At 62.4% G+C, this 19,768-nt stretch carries 18 protein-coding genes and 3 tRNA genes; 13 read left to right on the forward strand and 8 right to left on the reverse strand.

Annotation, left to right across the window (positions count from 1 at the left end; translation table 11 throughout):
- Positions 1-61 precede the first annotated feature (61 nt).
- The 5 genes from era (at position 62) to nagZ (ending at position 4,309) form a co-directional block, all read left to right on the forward strand.
- Positions 62-961, forward strand: coding sequence for a GTPase Era (era, locus tag G3O01_RS32045; RefSeq protein WP_205810998.1), 900 nt, complete (start codon positions 62-64; stop codon positions 959-961).
- Positions 962-992: 31 nt separating this feature from the next.
- A complete protein-coding gene (recO, locus tag G3O01_RS32050) occupies positions 993-1,955 on the forward strand; it encodes a DNA repair protein RecO (RefSeq protein WP_241024431.1) in 963 nt (320 codons plus the stop codon).
- On the forward strand, positions 1,952-2,716 hold the full coding sequence (pdxJ, locus tag G3O01_RS32055; protein WP_205811000.1) for a pyridoxine 5'-phosphate synthase: 765 nt from the start codon (positions 1,952-1,954) through the stop codon (positions 2,714-2,716). The genes recO and pdxJ overlap by 4 nt, the downstream gene beginning before the upstream one ends.
- A gap of 63 nt (positions 2,717-2,779) precedes the next feature.
- Positions 2,780-3,187, forward strand: a complete 408-nt coding sequence (gene acpS / locus G3O01_RS32060) for a holo-ACP synthase (RefSeq protein WP_205811001.1) — start codon at positions 2,780-2,782, stop codon at positions 3,185-3,187.
- 66 nt (positions 3,188-3,253) lie between these two features.
- Complete coding sequence (nagZ, locus tag G3O01_RS32065) at positions 3,254-4,309, forward strand: beta-N-acetylhexosaminidase (RefSeq protein ID WP_205811002.1); 1,056 nt, start codon at positions 3,254-3,256, stop codon at positions 4,307-4,309.
- A gap of 47 nt (positions 4,310-4,356) precedes the next feature.
- Here nagZ and G3O01_RS32070 read toward each other — a convergent pair whose 3' ends face one another.
- From G3O01_RS32070 to earP, 4 genes are all read right to left on the reverse strand, one after another.
- The gene (locus G3O01_RS32070; RefSeq protein ID WP_205811003.1) at positions 4,357-5,739 is read right to left on the reverse strand and encodes a sigma-54 dependent transcriptional regulator; all 1,383 of its coding nucleotides are present in this window, start codon (positions 5,737-5,739) and stop codon (positions 4,357-4,359) included.
- Between the two features lie 152 nt (positions 5,740-5,891).
- Positions 5,892-6,098, reverse strand: coding sequence for a CsbD family protein (locus G3O01_RS32075; protein ID WP_205811004.1), 207 nt, complete (start codon positions 6,096-6,098; stop codon positions 5,892-5,894).
- A gap of 286 nt (positions 6,099-6,384) precedes the next feature.
- The gene (gene efp / locus G3O01_RS32080) at positions 6,385-6,942 is read right to left on the reverse strand and encodes an elongation factor P (RefSeq protein ID WP_205811005.1); all 558 of its coding nucleotides are present in this window, start codon (positions 6,940-6,942) and stop codon (positions 6,385-6,387) included.
- Between the two features lie 304 nt (positions 6,943-7,246).
- On the reverse strand, positions 7,247-8,428 hold the full coding sequence (earP, locus tag G3O01_RS32085) for an elongation factor P maturation arginine rhamnosyltransferase EarP (protein WP_205811006.1): 1,182 nt from the start codon (positions 8,426-8,428) through the stop codon (positions 7,247-7,249).
- Between the two features lie 109 nt (positions 8,429-8,537).
- On the opposite strand from earP, the gene uvrC reads away from it, so the two are divergent.
- The 6 genes from uvrC (at position 8,538) to G3O01_RS32115 (ending at position 12,581) form a co-directional block, all read left to right on the forward strand.
- Positions 8,538-10,718 carry an excinuclease ABC subunit UvrC gene (gene uvrC / locus G3O01_RS32090; RefSeq protein WP_205811007.1) on the forward strand — a complete coding sequence of 727 codons (2,181 nt, stop codon included), beginning with the start codon at positions 8,538-8,540 and terminating at the stop codon, positions 10,716-10,718.
- Between the two features lie 102 nt (positions 10,719-10,820).
- On the forward strand, positions 10,821-11,411 hold the full coding sequence (gene pgsA / locus G3O01_RS32095; protein ID WP_205811008.1) for a CDP-diacylglycerol--glycerol-3-phosphate 3-phosphatidyltransferase: 591 nt from the start codon (positions 10,821-10,823) through the stop codon (positions 11,409-11,411).
- A gap of 151 nt (positions 11,412-11,562) precedes the next feature.
- Positions 11,563-11,638, forward strand: a tRNA-Gly gene (locus G3O01_RS32100).
- A 66-nt stretch (positions 11,639-11,704) separates the two neighbouring features.
- Positions 11,705-11,780, forward strand: a tRNA-Gly gene (locus tag G3O01_RS32105).
- A gap of 152 nt (positions 11,781-11,932) precedes the next feature.
- A tRNA-Cys gene (locus G3O01_RS32110) sits at positions 11,933-12,006 on the forward strand.
- 89 nt (positions 12,007-12,095) lie between these two features.
- Positions 12,096-12,581, forward strand: coding sequence for a GNAT family N-acetyltransferase (locus G3O01_RS32115; RefSeq protein ID WP_205811009.1), 486 nt, complete (start codon positions 12,096-12,098; stop codon positions 12,579-12,581).
- A gap of 24 nt (positions 12,582-12,605) precedes the next feature.
- Here G3O01_RS32115 and G3O01_RS32120 read toward each other — a convergent pair whose 3' ends face one another.
- Genes G3O01_RS32120 through G3O01_RS32130 form a run of 3 tightly spaced genes read right to left on the reverse strand, consistent with a single transcriptional unit; the run spans position 12,606 to position 14,615 of the window.
- Positions 12,606-13,484, reverse strand: a complete 879-nt coding sequence (locus tag G3O01_RS32120; RefSeq protein WP_205811086.1) for a cytochrome c oxidase assembly protein — start codon at positions 13,482-13,484, stop codon at positions 12,606-12,608.
- Between the two features lie 55 nt (positions 13,485-13,539).
- Entirely contained in the window at positions 13,540-14,019 is a 480-nt protein-coding gene (locus G3O01_RS32125) for a copper chaperone PCu(A)C (protein ID WP_205811010.1), read from the reverse strand.
- Between the two features lie 17 nt (positions 14,020-14,036).
- Positions 14,037-14,615, reverse strand: coding sequence for an SCO family protein (locus tag G3O01_RS32130; RefSeq protein ID WP_241024432.1), 579 nt, complete (start codon positions 14,613-14,615; stop codon positions 14,037-14,039).
- Between the two features lie 437 nt (positions 14,616-15,052).
- On the opposite strand from G3O01_RS32130, the gene otsB reads away from it, so the two are divergent.
- Both otsB and otsA read left to right on the forward strand, forming a co-directional pair.
- A complete protein-coding gene (gene otsB, locus G3O01_RS32135) occupies positions 15,053-15,802 on the forward strand; it encodes a trehalose-phosphatase (protein WP_205811012.1) in 750 nt (249 codons plus the stop codon).
- A gap of 52 nt (positions 15,803-15,854) precedes the next feature.
- Positions 15,855-17,279: an alpha,alpha-trehalose-phosphate synthase (UDP-forming) gene (otsA, locus tag G3O01_RS32140; protein ID WP_205811013.1), complete on the forward strand. Its 1,425-nt coding sequence runs from the start codon at positions 15,855-15,857 to the stop codon at positions 17,277-17,279.
- A gap of 79 nt (positions 17,280-17,358) precedes the next feature.
- Here the strand turns inward: otsA and G3O01_RS32145 are convergent, their stop codons facing one another.
- On the reverse strand, positions 17,359-19,194 hold the full coding sequence (locus G3O01_RS32145) for an ABC transporter ATP-binding protein (RefSeq protein WP_205811014.1): 1,836 nt from the start codon (positions 19,192-19,194) through the stop codon (positions 17,359-17,361).
- Between the last annotated feature and the right edge of the window lie 574 nt (positions 19,195-19,768).

Here is a 19,768-nt window from a genome sequence, read left to right on the forward strand (position 1 = left end):
CAATCCGACGTGGATGCGCTGCACATGACGCGCGTCCGCACGAACCTGCCGTAGTACGAATATGAACGCTCCCACTTCCACTGGTTTTCGCTGCGGCATGGTCGCGATCGTCGGCCGCCCGAATGTCGGCAAGTCGACGCTGATGAACGCGCTTGTCGGACAGAAAGTCAGCATCACGTCGCGCAAGGCGCAGACGACCCGCCATCGCATCACGGGCATCAACACGATCGACGACGCGCAGTACATCTTTGTCGATACGCCTGGTTTCCAGACGCGTCACAGCAGCGCGCTGAACCGTTCGCTGAACCGCGCAGTGACGTCGACGCTGTCATCCGTCGATGCCGTGCTGTTCGTGATCGAAGCGGGCCGTTTCGGCCCCGACGACCAGAAAGTGCTCGACCTGATCCCGAAGTCCGCGCCGACGCTGCTGATCGCAAACAAGCTCGACCGCGTGGGCGACAAGGACTCGCTGTTTCCGTTCATGCAGCAGATGAGCGCGCTGCGCGAGTTCAAGGAAATCGTGCCGCTGTCAGCCAAGAATACCGACGACATCAAGCGCCTGCTCGCGACCGTCAAGCCGTATCTGCCTGAAGGCGAGCCGATCTACGGCGAAGACGATCTGACCGATCGCAGCGAGCGCTTCCTCGCTGCTGAAATCCTGCGTGAAAAAGTGTTCCGCTGGACGGGCGACGAACTGCCGTACACGAGCACCGTGCTGATCGACAAATTCGAGACGGAAGGGCGCCTGCGCCGCATTTTCGCGACGATCCTCGTCGAGCGCGATATGCACAAGGCGATGATCATCGGCCAGAAAGGCGCGAAGCTGAAGCAGATCAGCACGGAAGCACGCCTCGATATGGAGAAGCTGTTCGACGGCCCCGTGTATCTCGAAACCTTTATCAAGGTGAAGAGTGGCTGGGCCGACAACGAAGCGGGGCTCCGCGCCTATGGTTACGAGTGACGGCGCATCCGGACCTGAATCTGACGCGTGGATGACGCTGCCGAACGAAACCCGCGCCGACGTCGATCCTGACGAAGCGGCGCATGCTCCCGACGAGCAGCCAGACACATTCGAGCCAACGCCACCGCGTGCGAAGCCCACGCGCAGCACGCGCTCGACGAAACGCAGCGCGCCGCGCAGCGACGAAGACTTTGCCGAAGGCGGCGACCACGCGGAAGCGGCGCTGCGCAAGACATCCGCGCGTCGTTCGGCGTCGCGCGTACCGCGTGCGTCCGCCTCCGAATTCCGCATCTCCGAGCAGCCTGCGTTCGTGCTGCACAGCTATCCTTATCGCGAAACAAGCCTGATCATCGACGTGCTGTCGCGCGATCACGGCCGCATCGCGCTCGTCGCGAAAGGCGCGAAGCGTCCGCATTCCGCACTGCGCGGGGTGTTGCAGACCTTTCAGCCGTTGTCGCTCGCGTGGTCCGGCAAGTCTGAAATGCGCACGCTGACGGGCGCCGAATGGGTCGGCGGCATGTTGCCGCTGGCGGGCGACGCGCTGTTGTGCGGCTTCTACGTGAACGAACTGCTCGTCAAGTTTCTCGCGCGCGAAGATCCGCATCCACAACTGTTCCATCACTACGTCGTGACGCTCACGCGCCTCGCGCACGACGAAGCGCCCGTTCAGGTGCTCCGTTCATTCGAACGCGTGCTGCTGCGTGAAACCGGCTATGCGATGTCGCTCAATCGCACGGTCGCGCGCAAGGCGGTGGTGGCTGAAGGCCGTTATGTATTCGATCCGGAGCGCGGCGTGCGCGAAGCATCGAATGAGTATCCCTCGAACTGGCCCGTGATCAGCGGACAGACCTTGCTCGACATGGAGCAGGACGATTACCATCGTGCGCAGACCGTCACGCAAAGCAAGACGCTGATGCGCTTTTTGCTCAACACCTATCTGGGCGGCACGCCGCTCGCGACGCGCCAGATCCTGATCGACTTGCAGAATCTATGAGCTTCTTTCTGACTTCTCCGAATGTGATCGACCTCGGCGTGAACATCGATCACGTCGCCACGCTGCGCAACGCGCGCGGCACGTCGTATCCCGATCCGATCCGCGCCGCGCTTCAGGCAGAAGAAGCGGGCGCCGACGCTATTACGCTGCATCTGCGCGAAGACCGCCGCCACATTGTCGATGCCGATGTGCGTGCCTTGCGTCCGCAACTGAAGACGCGCATGAACCTCGAGTGCGCCGTCACGCAGGAAATGCTCGACATCGCCTGTGAAGTGCAGCCACACGATACGTGTCTCGTCCCGGAAAAGCGTCAGGAGTTGACGACGGAAGGCGGTCTCGATGTCGTCGGGCATTTCGAGGCTGTGCGCGCCGCGTGCAAGCAACTCGCGGACGCGGGCTCGCGCGTGTCGCTGTTCATCGACGCCGACGAAGCGCAGATTCGCGCCGCGCATGAAGCGGGCGCGCCGGTGATCGAGTTGCACACGGGCGCCTACGCGGAAGCGCATGACGCGAGTGAGCAGCAACGCGAGTACGAACGCATCGTGCGCGGTGTGGAGTTCGGTGTATCGCTGGGTCTGAAAGTGAATGCGGGCCACGGTCTGCATTACACGAACGTCCAGCAGATCGCGGCGATCGATGGCATCGTCGAACTGAACATCGGCCACGCGATCGTCGCGCATGCGATCTTCGCGGGTTGGGATAACGCCGTGCGCGAGATGAAGGCGATCATGGTCGCCGCGCGTCTTGCAGCGCGTGCCTGACGAAGCACGCGTTTTGATAAACCGCGGTACTCAACGCACATAACGGACAGCGACGGCACGCGTATGGCGATCTACGGCATCGGCACCGACATCGTTCAGGTCAGCCGCGTTGCGGCGGTGATGGAGCGCACCAACGGACGCTTCGCCGAGAAAGTGCTCGGCCCTGACGAGTTACGCATCTATCACGCGCGCAACGCGCGTTCGCAGGTGCGCGGGCTCGCATTTCTCGCTACGCGCTTCTCGGTCAAGGAAGCGTTCTCGAAAGCGATCGGCCTCGGCATGCGCTGGCCGATGACCTGGCGCGCATTGCAGACGCTGAACGAACCAAGTGGCCGTCCGATGTGCGTCGCGTCGGGCGAACTCGCCGACTGGCTTGCCGAACGCGGCATCACGTCGCAAGTGACGTTATCCGATGAGCGCGATTACGCGGTGTCGTTCGTGATTGCCGAGACGCCCGATCCTTCTGCCTGATTCTTCTTCTTCCGGCGCGGCGCGTGCAGAACGACGCCGCGCTCTTCACTCTTTTTCCCGAACACGATGAAACTGACTCCTGGTCCGGTGATGCTCGACGTCGTCGGCAAGACCCTGAACGCCGACGACGAGCGCCGCCTCGCGCATCCGATGACCGGCGGCGTGATCCTGTTCGCGCGCCACTTCGAGAACCGCGCACAGCTCGTCGCGCTGACCGATGCGATACGCGCGATCCGCCCCGATCTGCTGATCGCCGTCGATCACGAAGGCGGCCGCGTGCAGCGCTTTCGCACCGACGGCTTCACGGTGCTCCCCGCGATGGGCAAGCTCGGCGCGCTGTGGGATGAAGATGTGCTGCGTGCGACCAAGGTCACGACGGCCGTCGGCTATGTGCTCGCGTCCGAGCTGCGCGCGTGCGGCATCGACATGAGCTTCACGCCCGTGCTCGATCTGAACTTCGGCCACTCACAGGTGATTGGCGATCGCGCGTTCCATCGCGATCCGCGCGTCGTGACGCTGCTCGCGAAGAGCCTCAACCACGGTCTCGCGCTCGCGGGCATGGCGAACTGCGCGAAGCATTTCCCGGGGCATGGATTCGCGACGGCCGACTCACACGTCGCCGTTCCCGTCGACGAACGCACGCTCGACGAGATTCTCAGCGAAGACGTCGCGCCGTACGACTGGCTCGGACTGTCGCTGGCGTCGGTGCTGCCGGGGCACGTGATTTATCCGAAGATCGACAGCAAGCCGGCCGGTTTTTCGCGCGTGTGGATTCAGGACATCCTGCGCACGAGGCTCGGCTTCAAGGGCGCCATTTTTAGCGACGATCTGTCGATGGAAGCGGCGCGTCAGGGCGGCACGCTGACAGAGGCGTCGACAGCCGCGCTTGAAGCGGGCGTCGATATGGTGCTGATCTGCAATCAGCCAGAAGAGGCGGGCAAGGTGCTCGAAGCGTTGCGCTTCACGCAGTCTGAAGCGTCGAAGCAGCGTCTCGAACAGATGCGGCCGCGCGGCGGCGCGCTGTCATGGGATGACCTGATGGCCGAGCCGCAGTATCAGCAGGCGAAGACGCTGTTGCGCGAAGCATTCCCAAGCCAGGCGCCCGATAGTCGCGGCAAATAAAAAAGACGGGTTCGTACAGAACCCGTCTTTTTTTATCGCGTCAAATTTCAGTTCAGACGCATGCGCTGCAGCTTGTTATACAGCGTCTTCGGACTGATGCCGAGCAACGACGCCGCACGGTGCCGCGTCCCGCCGACGGCATCGAGCGTCGCGCGAATCAGCATTTCCTCGACGTCGGCGAGCGGCGTACCGACCGTCACCTGCACGCGGCCACCGTTCAGATCGCGGCCGCCCGAGCCGTTGGCTTCGTCGGCGCGCAACGTTTCCAGTACATCGCCGGACGCGTGATACGCGCGCCGCACGCGATCCTGCAACTCGCGCACGTTGCCCGGCCATTCGTACGCCAGACATTCGCGGACGAAATTCGGCCCGATCAGCTTGGTCGCATCGGCGACGCCGCGCGCGTTGGCTTCGTCGTTCAGTTCATCGACGAGTGCCTGTGCGAAGAGGGCAGGGTCGTCGCCGCGTTCGCGCAGCGGCGGCAGCGACAGCGCGGCCGCTTCGAGCCGCAGGCCGAGATCCTGATGCAGCGAACCCTCGGCGACGGCAGAGCGTGGCGCCTTGCGGGTCGACGCGATCAGCCGGAAGTCCGTCGCCACCTGATTCGTGCCGCCGACACGCATGAACGTCTGCGAATCGAGCGCGTTCAACAGCGCTTCCTGCTGGGCGCGCGGCAGCATCGTGATTTCGTCGATGAAGAGGGTGCCGCCGCTCGCCTGTTCGAACAGACCAGGCTCGCGCTGCTCCGCACCGCCGAACGCGCCGCGCTCGTGGCCGAACAACAGGCTTTCCAGCGACCGCCCGCCCGCGACGGCTTGCGCCGAGCGGCAGTCGAGCGTGACGAACGGCCCTTTGCGGCGCCGGCTCATCTCATGCAGCGTGCGCGCGGCGACTTCCTTGCCAGTGCCCGCTTCGCCGGAGATCAGCACGGCCGCTTCCGTCGGCGCGATGTGCTCGATCGAATCGTAGATGTGCTGGATCGCGCCACTGCGGCCGATCATCGGCCCGAAGCGACCCATCCGGCGCAGCCGGGCGCGCAGGGTCTGCACTTCCTCGGTCAGTTCATAAGGACGCGGAATGCGTGCGAGCAGGCTGCGCAACCGCGGGATGTTGACGGGTTTCAGCAGGTAGTCCCAGATCCCGTGACGCAGGCCTTCAATCGCGCTTTCGACCGTCGCGTTGCCCGTCATCACGATCACGGGCAATGCGCCGCCAGGCGGCTGCGCGGGCAGATGCTGGAGCAGGTCGAGCCCGCTGCCGTCCGGCAGGTTCAGGTCGACCAGCACGACGTCAGGGATGAAGCGTGTCAGGGCTGCGCGCGCTTCGGAAAGCGTGATCGCGGTATCGACGGAGAAACCGTCGGCGGCGAGAATCGCGGACAGGCCTGACAGGCTATTGGGATCGTCTTCGACAATCAGGGCATGTGGCATAACGTGCGCAACTGTTCAGATGGACGGATGCCCGACGCGCGCGGCTCGCCAGGGGCGGCACTGCACGCATGGGCGCTTGATGAGTGGGCTTGAGCGGCCGATGCTCCCGGTCAGGCGCGATGGCTTGAGTGACCCGTTCAGGCGCGACTCCGTCAGAAGTCCCGGTTGCGGTCGAAGAAACGGCGCACTTCGAGTTCCGCTTCGTCGCGGGTCTTGCCATAGCGCTCCTGGATCAGCCCAGCCAGTTTGTCGGCACGGCCTTCCGCCTTGGTCAGTTCGTCGTCGGTGAGTTCGCCCCACGCGGCTTTCGCCTTGCCGATGATCTGTTTCCACTTGCCTTCAGCGATATCGTTGTTCATGGCACACCTCCCGTGTTTTCCGAATGAACGAAGCCTTATAGGCCTGAATCATCCGGCAAGCAGAAGTTGTGCCACCTCGAACGGTCTTGGTAAACCTTTGTGAGTGCGGACTGAAAAAGCAGGACCGACGCGCTGACCTGGCAAAATTGCATGACTGGCCGGTAAAGTTTTCCACCACCATACACGGTCGCGAAAAAAAGAAAAAGCGCCCCGAAGGGCGCTTTTAATTCAAAAACCCTGGCTTGACTCAGGGTTTAAGACGAATGCATCGCGGCGCGATTCAACTTTATGCGCGGCTGCGGTATTCGTTGGTACGCGTGTCGATTTCGATCTTGTCGCCGATGTTGCAGAAGAGCGGCACTTGCAGTTCGAAACCGGTGTTCAGCTTGGCCGTCTTCAGCACCTTGCCCGACGACGTATCGCCCTTGACAGCCGGTTCCGTGTAGATGATTTCGCGAACCAGCGTAGTCGGCAGTTCGACGGAGATCGCCTTCTCGTTGTAGAACACGACTTCGCAAGCCATGCCGTCTTCGAGGTAGTTCAGCGCGTCGCCCATCATTTCGGCTTCGACTTCGAACTGGTTGTAGTCGGCGTCCATGAACACGTACATCGGGTCAGCGAAGTACGAGTACGTCACTTCCTTGCGATCCAGTACGACGACGTCGAACTTGTCGTCCGCCTTGTACACGGTTTCCATGCCTGCGCCCGTCAGCAGGTTCTTGAACTTCATCTTGACCACAGCGGCGTTACGGCCCGACTTGTTGTATTCGGCCTTCTGCACGACCATCGCGTCGGTGCCGATCATCACCACGTTGCCGGTGCGGAGTTCTTGAGCGATCTTCATAAAACTGTCCTGTACGAAATTAGGTGCTTCAACTTTGTGCTCAACGGCATACGGCGCAAGCGGGTTCGGCGCCCGACGCGCGTCCGGCATCCGTCCTGGAGGATGGATCAAACCTGGATTGCGCGGTGAGCGGGGCCGGTGCCTGCCGGAACGACGCCAGCGATTGCCGTGACGCGTGGTTCCGTGCTTCGTCCGTCTGCTTCTTTTTACCCGAAGCGGGCGCGTACGCGTGTGACACGGACTGACTTGGCTTTTGGGCCTCGCCGTCGTGCCGCGCTTGCGTCGTCGGCCGTTGGATAACCGCTTATTTTAACTGACTTTTTGCGAATACGGCGAGATTTCCGGCGAGATCGCCGATCGACGCCAGTTCACGCGCCCAATCGGATGCGCGTGCGTCGAGCAGCGGGCGATAGCGTTGCAGTTCGGCCCAGTCGGGCGTGCCGTTGCCGTTCCATGCGTGCCAGAAGCGGGCGAGCGCGTCGCGGGCGGCGGCGGGAAGCGTGTGTGCGTAGTGGGCGAGGGCGGCGTCGAGTTTCGGCAGATGAGCGTCGTCGGCTTGCGGATAGATGTGCCAGACGAATGGCCGCGCGGCCCACTGCGCGCGCACGAACGAGTCTTCGCCGCGCACGAAGTTGAAATCGCTGGCCCATAGCAGCTCGTCGTAGCCGGGCTGGTCGGTGAAGGCCAGCGCGTGCGCGCGCAGGCTGCCGCGGGCTGCGTGCGTACCCGCCGCAAACGACGGCAGACCGAAGAATCGCGCGACGGCGCCCGAAATGCGGCCTTCTGGCACCAGCAGCACGACTTCGCTGTCGGCGTCGCGCCATTGCGTGAGCAGGCTGTCGACGGCGGGGTTTTCGTAGGCGAACAGCGAGACCACGGTGGCGTCTTTCGACGGCGGCGCGCTGCCCGTCTTTGCCTGCCACCACGTCGCGCGCGCTTCGGCCGATGATTCGAACGCCGCGCGGCGCGCGTCGAGATCACGCTCTTTCAGCACGCCGCCCGTGCCCTTGCCGAGCCCCGGAAAGAAAAACGTCTTGTTGAGCGCGTGACGCGGATGCGGCGACGGCCGCAAGTGAAAATCCGCGACCCAGTCTTCGCCGCTCAGATACTCCAGATTGAACCAGACGGGCGCGCGCTCGCGCCGCGCCATTGCCTCGATGTACACATGCGGCAATTCGCACGCGAACGCTTCGATCACGACATCGGCCACCTGCAGCGTATCGCCCGCATGCGCGGGCTCGTGCCAGTGCTCGATGACGATGCCGTCCACGGATTGACGCGGGCTTTTTACATCGACGGAAGCGTTGAGTTTATGAAACGCATGCAGATCGTCGACGAACAGTCGCACCTGCCAGTCATGCTCGCTCGCGAGTTGCCGCGCGAGCCGCCAGCAGACGCCTATATCGCCGAAGTTGTCGATCACCGCGCAAAAAATGTCGCACGCGATTGTCGACGGCTGCGGCGCTTGAGTGGAAGCGGTGGACATGATGGCGGCGCCTGGGTTCGGGCGAGGTCGGAATGTTCTAAACTGGCGATTCTAAAGCACATCGCCCACATCACGCGCCGTTTGTCCGTGGCGCCCAATCCGATTCTGCATGACCCGATCCGATTCCTCTCACGCAGCCGGTTCCGCCGCGAAATCAGGTGTATCCGAAGCCGGCGCGCCCGAAGCCGTCGCCGAAGACTTCGACCCGAAGAAGGTGCTGCGCCAGCTGCCGCACATGCCGGGCGTCTACCGTTACTACGATGCGCAGGGCGCGGTGCTGTACGTGGGCAAGGCGCGCGACCTGAAGAAGCGCGTGTCGAGTTACTTCACGAAGACCTTGCTGTCGCCGCGCATCGCGATGATGGTGTCGCGCATCGCGAAGATCGAGACGACGGTCACGCGCTCCGAAGCTGAAGCGCTGCTGCTCGAGAACAATCTGATCAAGGCTTTGGCGCCGCGTTACAACATCCTGTTTCGCGACGACAAGTCATATCCGTATCTGAAGCTGACCGGGCATCAGTTCCCGCGCATGGCGTACTACCGCGGTTCGGTCGACAAGAAGAACCAGTACTTCGGACCGTTCCCAAGCGCATGGGCCGTGCGCGAGAGCATTCAGATTTTGCAGCGCGTCTTCCAGTTGCGCACCTGCGAAGATTCCGTGTTCAACAACCGCACGCGGCCGTGTCTGTTGCATCAGATCGGACGCTGTACGGCGCCTTGCGTCGGCGCGATCACCGAAGACGATTACGCGCGCGATGTATCCAATGCGTCACGCTTTCTGCTCGGACGCCAGTCGGAAGTGATGAAGGAACTTGAGCAGAAGATGCACGCGTTCGCCAGCGAACTGAAGTTCGAGCAGGCAGCGGCCGTGCGCAATCAGATGAGTTCGCTGTCTACGGTGCTGCACCAGCAGGCCATCGAGGTGGGCGGCGACAGCGACGTCGATATTCTGGCAGTCGTCGCGCTGGGCGGACGCGTGTGCGTGAACCTCGCGATGGTGCGCGGCGGCCGGCATCTGGGCGACAAGGCTTATTTCCCGACGCATGTCGAAAGCGCGTTGACGGCGGAAGAGGGCGGTCTCGACGATGCCGATGCGATCGTGTCGGCCGAGTCGGCAACGGTAATCGATGTCGAAGCGGAGCTGGGCGAAGAGTCCGATGAAGTCGTGAGCGTCGAGGAGGCCGCAGCGGAAGAAGGCGGTGAAGAACCGAATGAGACGCAAGGCAAGCCGCGCCGCACGACGGGCATCGAATCCGAAGTGCTCGAAGCGTTTATCGCACAGCATTATCTTGGCAATCGCGTGCCGCCCGTGCTCGTGGTCAGTCATGCGCCCGCGAGCCGCGAGCTCGTCGATCTGCTGATCGAACAGGCTGGCCACAAGGTCACGCTGCTGCGCCAACCGCAAGGCCAGAAGCGCGCGTGGCTCGCGATGGCCGAGCAGAACGCGAAGATCGCGCTCGCGCGGCTGCTGTCGGAACAAGGCTCGCAGCAGTCGCGCACGCGCGCGCTGGCGGACACGCTGTCGCTCGAATTCGAAGACCTCGCGCATCTGCGCATCGAGTGCTTCGACATCAGCCATACGATGGGCGAGGCGACGCAGGCGTCGTGCGTCGTCTATCACCATCACAAGATGCAGTCGTCGGAGTACCGCCGTTACAACATCACGGGCATCACGCCAGGCGACGATTACGCGGCCATGCGTCAGGTGCTCACGCGCCGCTACGAAAAGATGGTCGCGCAGGCCGCGGCGAACGCAAACGACGAAGCAGCCGAACTTCAACCTGAAGCTGCCGCCGATCCCGCCGTTATCGCAGACGGCGCGGAACCCGCGGCCGCAGGCGGTCTGCTGCCGAACATCGTGCTGATCGACGGCGGCAAGGGGCAGGTCGAGATCGCGCGTCAGGTCTTCAACGAACTCGGGCTCGACCTCGGCATGCTGGTCGGCGTGGCGAAAGGCGAAGGGCGCAAGGTCGGGCTGGAGACGCTCGTGTTCGCGGACGGCCGGCCGTCGCTGGAACTGGGCAAGGAAAGCGCCGCGCTGATGCTCGTCGCGCAGATCCGCGACGAGGCGCACCGCTTCGCGATTACTGGCATGCGCGCGAAACGCGCCAAGACGCGGCAGACGTCGCGCCTCGAGGAACTGGAAGGCGTCGGCGCGAAGCGGCGTCAGCGGCTGCTTGCGCGCTTTGGCGGGTTGCGTGGCGTGGTGGCGGCGAGTATCGACGACCTTGCCAGCGTCGAAGGCATTTCGCGGGCGCTCGCTGAGCAGATTTATCGTCAGTTGCATTGAGGCGCGAGACCGGCGAGCGGCGGCCCGCCGGGCCGTTGCTTGTGGCTCGCCCGGTGAACCGGCACAATTGCATCTCTTATCTCAGAACGTAGCGCCTGCCCCATGCCGTTTAACTTTCCGATTTTCCTGACGTGGCTGCGGATCGTGTTGATTCCGCTCGTCGTGGGCGTGTTCTATCTGCCGGACATGATGATGAGCCCGGCGCACCGCAACCTCGCCGCCGCGACGATTTTCATTCTCGCCGCGCTGACCGACTGGTTCGACGGCTTTCTCGCGCGTAAATGGAATCAGACGTCCGCGTTCGGCGCGTTCCTCGATCCCGTCGCCGACAAGCTGATGGTGACGGCCGCGCTGCTGGTGCTCGTGCAACTGTCGCGCCTCGACTCGGCGATCGCGCTGGTGATCGTCGGTCGCGAGATTGCGATCTCGGCGCTGCGCGAATGGATGGCGCAGATCGGCGCATCGAAGAGCGTCGCGGTGAATTCGCTCGGCAAGTTCAAGACGGCGTGCCAGATGACGGCGATTCCGATGCTGCTGTTCTACGGCCAGCTTTCGCTCGGCGTGGTCTCCATCGATACGCGCGTGTGGGGCCTGTGGCTCATCTATCTCGCTGCGTTCCTCACGATCTGGTCGATGCTGTACTACATGAAGCTCGCGTGGCCGCAGATTCGTGAACGGGGCGGCATGGCGTGAAGAAAATACGTTGAGAGAAAGGCATGACTAAAATTTTCAATCTCTCGTACAAAAAGAGTTGACACGATTCATAGGCTTCGACATAATCTCGCTTCTCCACTGCACGCACTAACAAACAGCGCGAAACACTGGAGAGCAGTAGAAGCAAAACGCGGGAGTAGCTCAGTTGGTAGAGCGCAACCTTGCCAAGGTTGAGGTCGCGAGTTCGAGACTCGTCTCCCGCTCCAGATTCTTGAAGCAGCGTTTTGTAAGTAGCAAGCAGGACGTTGTGAAGTAGTAAAGCGCAGGTTTATGCGGGAGTAGCTCAGTTGGTAGAGCGCAACCTTGCCAAGGTTGAGGTCGCGAGTTCGAGACTCGTCTCCCGCTCCAAACACAGGGGGAAGCCAAGCTTCCCTTTTTGTTTGATGCTTCGTAAGAAGCGTTGAGCAAAGGTGATCCTGAAGTGATGTTGTTCAGGTCATCGCACAAAATCTGCGAGCCGTTGCAAACGCAACAGAGTTACGGTTCAGCAGTCCGCTTGTGGCGCGATAGCAAAGCGGTTATGCAGCGGCCTGCAAAGCCGTTTAGACCGGTTCGACTCCGGTTCGCGCCTCCAGAAGCAAAGAAAAGCCCCGCTAAGTCGGGGCTTTTCTTTTTTCCGCGCATGGTTTGCGCCAGCGCAACGTTCATGACCGGGCGGCACGTATGCAAAGCAAAGAGACTTCTTCTATCGACTGGCGCTGGAAGGCTTTCGACGATCTGACCAGCATCGAGGTCTACGACATGCTCGCCGCGCGTGCGGCCGTGTTCGTGATCGAGCAGAACTGTCTGTATGGCGATATCGATGGACTCGATCTCGACGCATGGCATCTGTTTGCGTATGGCGCTCCCCGATCGTCTGACGCGCGAGCGAAGCTGGCGGGCTATCTGCGCGTGCTGTTGCCCGATGCGGAGGATGCGGACATCCGCATCGGCCGTGTGCTGACGACAGCCGATTTCCGTGGTCAGGGTCTGGGCAACGCCATGCTCGAGAAGACACTCGCCCATATCCGCGCGCAATGGCCGGATACGCCGATACGTTTGCATGCGCAGGCGCATTTGCAGGCCTTCTATGGTGCATTCGGCTTCGAGCCGGTTTCGGACGTGCACGAAGAGGATGGCATCCCGCACATCTGGATGCGTGCTGCCTGACGCTTCCCGCGCTTCAGAAACCGATCAACGATCAGCGTGCGCGACGAGTTGCGTTCCAGCAGACGTCTGTACGCGAGCTTCCCGCTCATCGCGCAGGCGCGCCCGTGCCGACAGTCGCATCCAGTGACGCAGCGCGAGCACCGCGCCGATCACGCTCATCATCGAACCCGGAATCCATAGCAACAGCCCGCCAATCTGCTGATCGCGCATCGGGCTGAGCCACGTGAACGCGCGTCCGCAGATCGAATAAACGGGATACAGCTCGCGCGGCGAAAAGAAGATGAAAGCGCCGAGTACGATCTGCGGCGGGATCGCCGCAATGACCACCAGCACGCGTTTGCCCGGCGACAACCGTGCGGGCGGCGCGGGCCGCGAATCGAGCACTAGCCACCAGAACAGCAGCCCGTCGATCACCATGCTCCAGTTCATCACGCGATACAGACGCCAGTCGAGCATCGCGATGAAGTGAATCGGCGAGAGCAGCCAGAAATAGATCAGCCCAACGAACAGAACGACCGCGACGACGGGGTGAAAGAGCACGTCGAGCGTCGCGCGTATCCAGCGTGTGTGCAGCGCGGGTCGCACGAAGCATTGCCGCCACGCGAAGGGAATGCCCGCGCGCAGCGCCGCGCCCGGATACGACAGCGCAATGAAGAACGGTCCGAGGTGATGCAGCACCAGATGCTGCGCGCGATGCATGAAGAACTCATGCTCGAAGAAATAATCGAGCCGCGTGTGCAGTGCGATGTAGAGAGCGCTTAGCCCGAACCAGAACGAAATCTGCCGCGCGACCGACACCTTCGCCTTGCGCACGCCGCGCACGAACAGCAGCGCGGCGATGAGCATCGCGATCACGACGGTCGGCGATGGCTCCCAGGGCTCGAGCCAGTAGAGCAGGTTCATCGCGGACACGGGAGCAGGTTCATCGCGGGCAGCGAAGCAGGCTCATCGCGTTGCGTTACTTCGTCTGCGAAGGCGGCTTCACGGCAAACGGCGCATCGACCGTTTCGCCGTCGGAGAACTGCAGCTTCAGATGCACCGTGTCACCTGGCGCGATCTTGCGCTTTGCCTCTTCAAGCATCACGTGATAGCCGCCCGGCGCAATCGATGCCTGGCCGTGCGCCGGCACCGTCAGCTTGTCGACCATCACCATCTTTTGCGTCGAGCCATTCGACACTGTCTGATGCAGCATCGCCATGCCGTAGTCGGCGCTCGATATGTCGACGAGATCGATCGGCTTGTCGCTCGAGTTGGTCAGCGTCACATACGCGGCGGCCGGCAGGTTGTTCGGCAGCCAGCGCACCCATGCGTTCTGCACGCCGATGGCCTGCTTGCTATCGGCGGCATGCGCGCCGATGCTGCCCGTGGCAACGAATGCGAAAGCGGCTGCGCAAACCAGCGTGTGAATCCGTGAGAGCGTTTTGATTTGTTGTGTCATATCGAACCCGTGTGAAATCAGGATTGGTCTTTGATGATACGGCGCACGTCGGCGGCGATGACGTCGGGCGAGTCGTGGTCCGTGGCGAGCAGACGCGCGCGATTGCGCGCGTCGAAGATGTAGACGGCCGAGCTGTGCGTCACCTCGTAGTTGCCGTTCGGGTCGCGCTTTTCCATCTGATACGCGACGCGGTAATGCCGTGCCATGTCCTCGATCTGCGCATCGGTGCCGGTGAGTCCGCGGGCATGCTGCGCATCGAATGCGTCCACATAGTCGTGCAAGGCGCTGGGCGTGTCGCGCGCGGGATCGACGGTGACGAACAGGATGCGCATCTTCTGCGCGTCCGGTCCGAGCTTGCCGATCACCTGCATCAGCCGTCCCATCGTTTCCGGGCAGACGTCCGGGCAATGCGTATAGCCGAAGTAAACAAGCGACGTGCGTCCCTTCAGTGAGTCCGCCGCAACCGCCTGGCCGTCATCGCCCGTCAGCGTGAAATCGAGATCAGGCAGATGACCGCTCACGTCCGTCAATTGCCACGGCTCTCCGCGATGCGAACATCCCGCGCCGACGAACGCCGCGCATAACGCAGCAGTCAATGCAGCGAGACGCCGGCGCGTGGAAGCGCGCAGGGCAGGCGATCGTAAGTGAGAGACCAGTGCTTTCGGGAACAAAGGCTGTTTCGATGACTCGATTAAAAAGAGGGACGCAAACCGGAACGCGACTTGCTCGCCGCAACAGCATGACCGCGGTGACGCAAGGTGTGATTCGATGGCGGACGCCGTTGCGACTCTATCGCAATTTAAGGCGCGTCGTTGTACCGTCGCCCTATGAGGCGGATAGCGAGTCACTATGCCGCAGCGCGCCGAGAGGCGTTGTAGGCGGATCGTGCGGAGTTTGTAGTCCATTCCTTCGCACACGCGCCAGAACGCCCGTCCGTGCGGCACGAAAACTTACTTTCTCGAAAAAACGACCGATGCGCGGTAAGATGCGCACACTTTTCCGGCTGCAAGCGGCTGAGAGGCAACGTACACCGATGCAAGCACTTCCCGCTTTTCTGTCTCCGACGGAGACCGCATTTTTCTTCGATTTCGACGGCACGCTCGTCGATCTGGCACCGACGCCCGACGGCGTGCTGGTTCAGCCCGAGGCAATCGCCTTGCTCGCTGAACTGCGGCGTCTGACGAACGGCGCCGTGGCGATCGTGTCGGGGCGCGGCATCGACAGCATCGACCAGTTTCTGGGCATGCCCGATATGCCCATTGCCGGCCTGCATGGCGCCGAGCGGCGCGATTCGAACGGCGATACGCAGCGCATCGGTTTTAACGACGAGCGGCTGCTGCGTATGGAGCAGGTGCTTGCCGAGGTCGTCAACGCGAATCCCGGCATGCTGCTGGAAATCAAGGGCGCGGCGCTCGCGCTGCACTATCGCAATGCGCCCGACCGCGAGCCGGTGGCGCGCGAAGCGACGAGCAAACTGGTCGCCGATTACCCGGGCGCCTACGTGCTGCAGCCCGGCAAAATGGTCTACGAAATCAAGCCGAAAGACGTCGATAAGGGCCGTGCGCTGCGCGCGTTTCTCGATGAACCGCCGTTCACGGGCCGCACGCCCATCTTTGCCGGCGACGATCTGACGGACGAAAAAGGTTTTGCCGTCGTCAACGAGAAAGGCGGTTTGTCGATCAAGGTCGGCGGCGGCGACACGATCGCGCGCTCGCGCATCGGCTCGGTGAGCGCGCTGCTCGCATGGCTGTCGGAAATCGTCGCAGCGGCGCGCAACGCATGATGACGTCTGTTTATCCGCGTCCTGCTCGCATTCAGCAAGGAAGCCTCGCGTCATGAGCCGACTGATCATCGTATCGAACCGCGTCGCGCCGATTTCGGAAGGCGGCCCCGCGGCGGGCGGCCTCGCTGTCGGCGTGTACGACGCGTTGAAGGAAACGGGTGGCATGTGGTTCGGCTGGAGCGGCGACGTGCTCGGCTCGGGCCAGCCACAGATCAAGCTCGAAGAGCGCGGCCCCGTCACGTTCGCGACCATCGGCCTCGTGCGGCGCGATTACGACCAGTACTACCGCGGCTTTTCGAACGCGACGCTGTGGCCCGCGTTCCACTATCGTCCCGATCTGCTGCAGTTCGACCGGCATGATTTCGAAGGCTATTGCCGTGTCAATACGTGGCTCGCGCAACAGCTCGTGCCATTGTTGCGCGAAGACGATGTCATCTGGGTGCACGACTACCATCTGATTCCGTTCGCACAGGCGCTACGCGCGGCGGGCGTGAAGAACCGGATCGGCTTCTTCCTGCACATTCCGTTTCCGGCTGCACAGGTGCTGCTCGCCGTGCCGCCGCATCGCGCGCTCGTCGAGGCGCTGTGTTCGTTCGATCTGCTCGGCTTCCAGACCAAGTCCGATCTGCGTGCGTTCTGCGATTACATCGTCAACGAGGCGGACGGAAAGGTCGATGCATCGGCGCAAGGTCCGACTGTCGTCAGCGCGTTCGGTCGTACGCTGCGCGCGGCTGCGTATCCGATCGGTGTCTATCCCGACGAGATTGCCGAGCTTGCGAAAGCAGGTGAGGGCGACAAGCCCGTGCGCACGATCGAAGCGACGCTGCATGCGCGCAAGCTGATCATGAGCGTCGACCGGCTCGATTACTCGAAGGGACTGGTCGAGCGCTTCCGCGCGTTCGAGCGCCTGCTCGAACATTCGCCCGCGTATCGCGACAAGGTGTCGTTCCTCCAGATCGCGCCGCCGACGCGTTCCGATCTGCACGCGTATCAGGAAATCCGTCTGCAGCTCGAAGGCGAATCGGGGCGCATCAACGGCCGCTTCGCCGAACTGGACTGGACACCGATCCGTTATATCCACCGGCAATACGAGCGGCCTGTGCTCGCTGCGCTGTTTCGTACCGCGCATGTCGGCTATGTGACGCCGCTGCGCGACGGCATGAACCTGGTCGCGAAGGAATACGTGTCGGCGCAGGACCCGGAAGATCCGGGCGTGCTGGTGTTGTCGCGCTTCGCGGGCGCGGCGCAGGAGTTGACCGGCGCGCTGATTGTCAATCCCGTCGATATCGACGGCATGGCCGATGCGCTCGGCACGGCGCTGTCGATGCCGCTCGCCGAACGCAAGGCGCGCTATAACGACATGATGGTGCAACTGCGCGAGAACAACGTGTCCGTGTGGCGCGACAACTTCATGAGCGATTTGCAGCAGTTGCCGCACGCGCGGGCCCAGGTGGAGAGCGAAGCCGCCGGGAGCTGACGCTTTCTATCGTGCACAAATAGAAAAAGCCGCTTGAAAGCGGCTTTTTCTTTATCCGTCGGGTCAGTTCAGACGCGCATCACGCGACATGCTGCTCGTCGAACTTCTTGCCGCCGACATGCAGCGTCGAATGCTTGCCGAACTGCTTCGACAGCAGATCGCGATAGAGACCCGGACGATTGCGCAGTTCTTCGGGACTGCCGTCGTCGATCACCTTGCCCGCGCTCATCACGATGATGCGGTCGAAATTGTGCAGCGTCGACAGACGGTGTGCGATAGCGATCACCGTACGGCCGACCATCAGACGGTCGAGCGCCTTCTGGATCGCTTCTTCGGACGCGCTGTCGAGCGCGGAGGTCGCTTCGTCGAGCAGCAGGATCGGCGCATTCTTGAGGATCGCGCGCGCGATCGCGATACGCTGCCGCTGGCCGCCCGACAGCTTCACGCCGCGGTCGCCAACGATCGTATCGAAGCCTTCCGGCATCGCCTCGATGAAGTCCGAACAGCGCGCTTCGCGCGCGGCGGCGAGCACTTCATCGCGCGTCGCTTCGGGACGGCCGTACGCGATGTTTTCGTAGACCGAGCGATGGAACAGCGAAATATCCTGCGGCACCAGTGCGATCGAATGGCGCAGGCTGTCCTGCGAGATCGCCGAAATCTCCTGACCGTCGATGAGGATCTGTCCGCCCTGTGTTTCATAGAAACGTTGCAGCAGCGCGAGCACCGTCGACTTGCCGGCGCCCGACTTGCCGATCAGGCCGACGCGCTGGCCTGCAGGAATGTCGAGATCGAAGTGATCGAGAATCGGACGGCGCTTCGGATACGCGAACGTTACCTTGTCGAAGGTCACGCGGCCGCCTTGCGGCACGAGTTCGACGGCGTCGTTGTGATCGGGCATGCCGTGCGGCTCGAGCAGCGTCTTCACGGCTTCCGCCAGGCGCGCGACGTGCTGCGTCACATCGACCAGCGCGACGGCGAGGTCACGCGTGCCGTGCAGGATCGTGAAGCCGAGCGAGCTGACCAGCACGATATCGCCCGAGGTTGCCTTGCCCTGATCCCACAGCCACAGCGCCCAGCCGAGGAGCCCAGCCGACAGCAGAGCGGTGATGACCGCGTGCAGCAGGCGCAGCTTTTCCAGATACAGCAGGCTCTGCTGGCGCGCGACCATTTCCGACTTCACCGTCGCACTGAAACGCTTCTGCTCGCGAAAGGTCATGCCGAACGCGCGTACGAGCCCCATGTTGCCGATCACGTCGACGAGTTCGCCGTCGACGGCGGCCGCCTTGGTCGCAAAGGTGTGGTGCCGCGCCGAGCCGCGTCCTGCGAGCTTGAACAGCACGACGGAGAGAATCGCCGAGCAGGTCAGCAGGCCAAGCGCCATCAGCGGATTGACGGTGACGATCATCACGATCGCGCCCGCCACGGCGATGCAGGGCGGCAACACGTTCCACGCGGTGGTGTTCTCAGCCGTGTAGACGGCGTTCGACGTCGCCGTGATCCGGCTGGCCAGCGTGCCCGGCTGCTTCTCGGCGTAGTAGGTCGGCGAATGGCCCGTCAGGTACTGGAAGAGGTCCTTGCGCAGATCGCCCGTGACGGCCACGAACGTATGCGCGGCAACCCAGCCGCCGACGCGCCACAAAAGATTGTCGGCTGCGATCAGGCCGACGAGGATCGCGAATGCGCCCCACAGCGGCCCCGGATGATGACGGCCTTCGCCGAGCACGTCGATCAGGTGCTTGATCGCGTACTGCGAGGCGAGTGCACAGCCCACGGCCGCAAATACGCTGCCCAGCACGATCAGATGCGCGACCGGGTGGCGGCGAATAAAGCGGAAGAGGAACGCGAGCGGCCGGTTCGCATAGCTCGCGAGCTTTGCGTTATGGGCATTTCGCTGGGCGATTGTCAGATGTTCCAATTGTTCGTTTGATCGGTCGGTTTGTGACGGGTCTGAATCGGGTTCAGGTCGTGCAACGGTTGTGCCTGGGAACGGCCCGTAACACCAGCGTAGGCCTCGCATTGTAAACATGCAAAAGCCATTTCGCATGGCGGTACGGCCAAAGGGGGCGCGATTATTTTCGCGACAACGTACCGGTAAGGTTTCCCACGCTTGACCCGCATGCGGCCAAGTGGTTCACGCCAGCGGCGTGCATTTTCAAGATATAATTACAGATTGCATACGAGCCGGCAAAGCTGCGGCCTCTTTCGGGGCTTGCAGTGGTAGACGCTTCATCGAAGACGTCGTCGATCGGCTTGCGGCGCCAGCGCCGATGCAGGGCATCCAATGTAAAACGCCTTGAGAAAACAAGGGTTTGCAGAGTGTTTCGCGTTTGTAACAACGTAAAGACTTTGAAATGTTGGAGCCGGTCCACCAGGTAGGCATCGATAATGCATGCTCGGTCGGTTCAGGAAATATCTGACAGTTTGTCAACGTTCGTTCGATAGCCGCGTTTACGGCTTTGAGCACAGACTTTGACACTGACCAAGCTGGC

It is taken from the genome of Burkholderia sp. Ac-20365 (assembly GCF_017104715.1).
GTDB lineage: Bacteria > Pseudomonadota > Gammaproteobacteria > Burkholderiales > Burkholderiaceae > Paraburkholderia.

Coding starts and splice junctions, on each gene's coding strand:
- G3O01_RS32125 (WP_205811010.1), bottom strand. CDS start 14,019: ATGACACAACAAATCAAAACGCTCTCACGGATTCACACGCTGGTTTGC.
- acpS (WP_205811001.1), top strand. CDS start 2,780: ATGGCGATCTACGGCATCGGCACCGACATCGTTCAGGTCAGCCGCGTT.
- efp (WP_205811005.1), bottom strand. CDS start 6,942: ATGAAGATCGCTCAAGAACTCCGCACCGGCAACGTGGTGATGATCGGC.
- G3O01_RS32120 (WP_205811086.1), bottom strand. CDS start 13,484: ATGAACCTGCTCTACTGGCTCGAGCCCTGGGAGCCATCGCCGACCGTC.
- pgsA (WP_205811008.1), top strand. CDS start 10,821: ATGCCGTTTAACTTTCCGATTTTCCTGACGTGGCTGCGGATCGTGTTG.
- uvrC (WP_205811007.1), top strand. CDS start 8,538: ATGACCCGATCCGATTCCTCTCACGCAGCCGGTTCCGCCGCGAAATCA.
- G3O01_RS32075 (WP_205811004.1), bottom strand. CDS start 6,098: ATGAACAACGATATCGCTGAAGGCAAGTGGAAACAGATCATCGGCAAG.
- G3O01_RS32115 (WP_205811009.1), top strand. CDS start 12,096: ATGCAAAGCAAAGAGACTTCTTCTATCGACTGGCGCTGGAAGGCTTTC.
- era (WP_205810998.1), top strand. CDS start 62: ATGAACGCTCCCACTTCCACTGGTTTTCGCTGCGGCATGGTCGCGATC.
- G3O01_RS32070 (WP_205811003.1), bottom strand. CDS start 5,739: ATGCCACATGCCCTGATTGTCGAAGACGATCCCAATAGCCTGTCAGGC.
- nagZ (WP_205811002.1), top strand. CDS start 3,254: ATGAAACTGACTCCTGGTCCGGTGATGCTCGACGTCGTCGGCAAGACC.
- otsB (WP_205811012.1), top strand. CDS start 15,053: ATGCAAGCACTTCCCGCTTTTCTGTCTCCGACGGAGACCGCATTTTTC.
- otsA (WP_205811013.1), top strand. CDS start 15,855: ATGAGCCGACTGATCATCGTATCGAACCGCGTCGCGCCGATTTCGGAA.
- pdxJ (WP_205811000.1), top strand. CDS start 1,952: ATGAGCTTCTTTCTGACTTCTCCGAATGTGATCGACCTCGGCGTGAAC.
- earP (WP_205811006.1), bottom strand. CDS start 8,428: ATGTCCACCGCTTCCACTCAAGCGCCGCAGCCGTCGACAATCGCGTGC.
- recO (WP_241024431.1), top strand. CDS start 993: ATGACGCTGCCGAACGAAACCCGCGCCGACGTCGATCCTGACGAAGCG.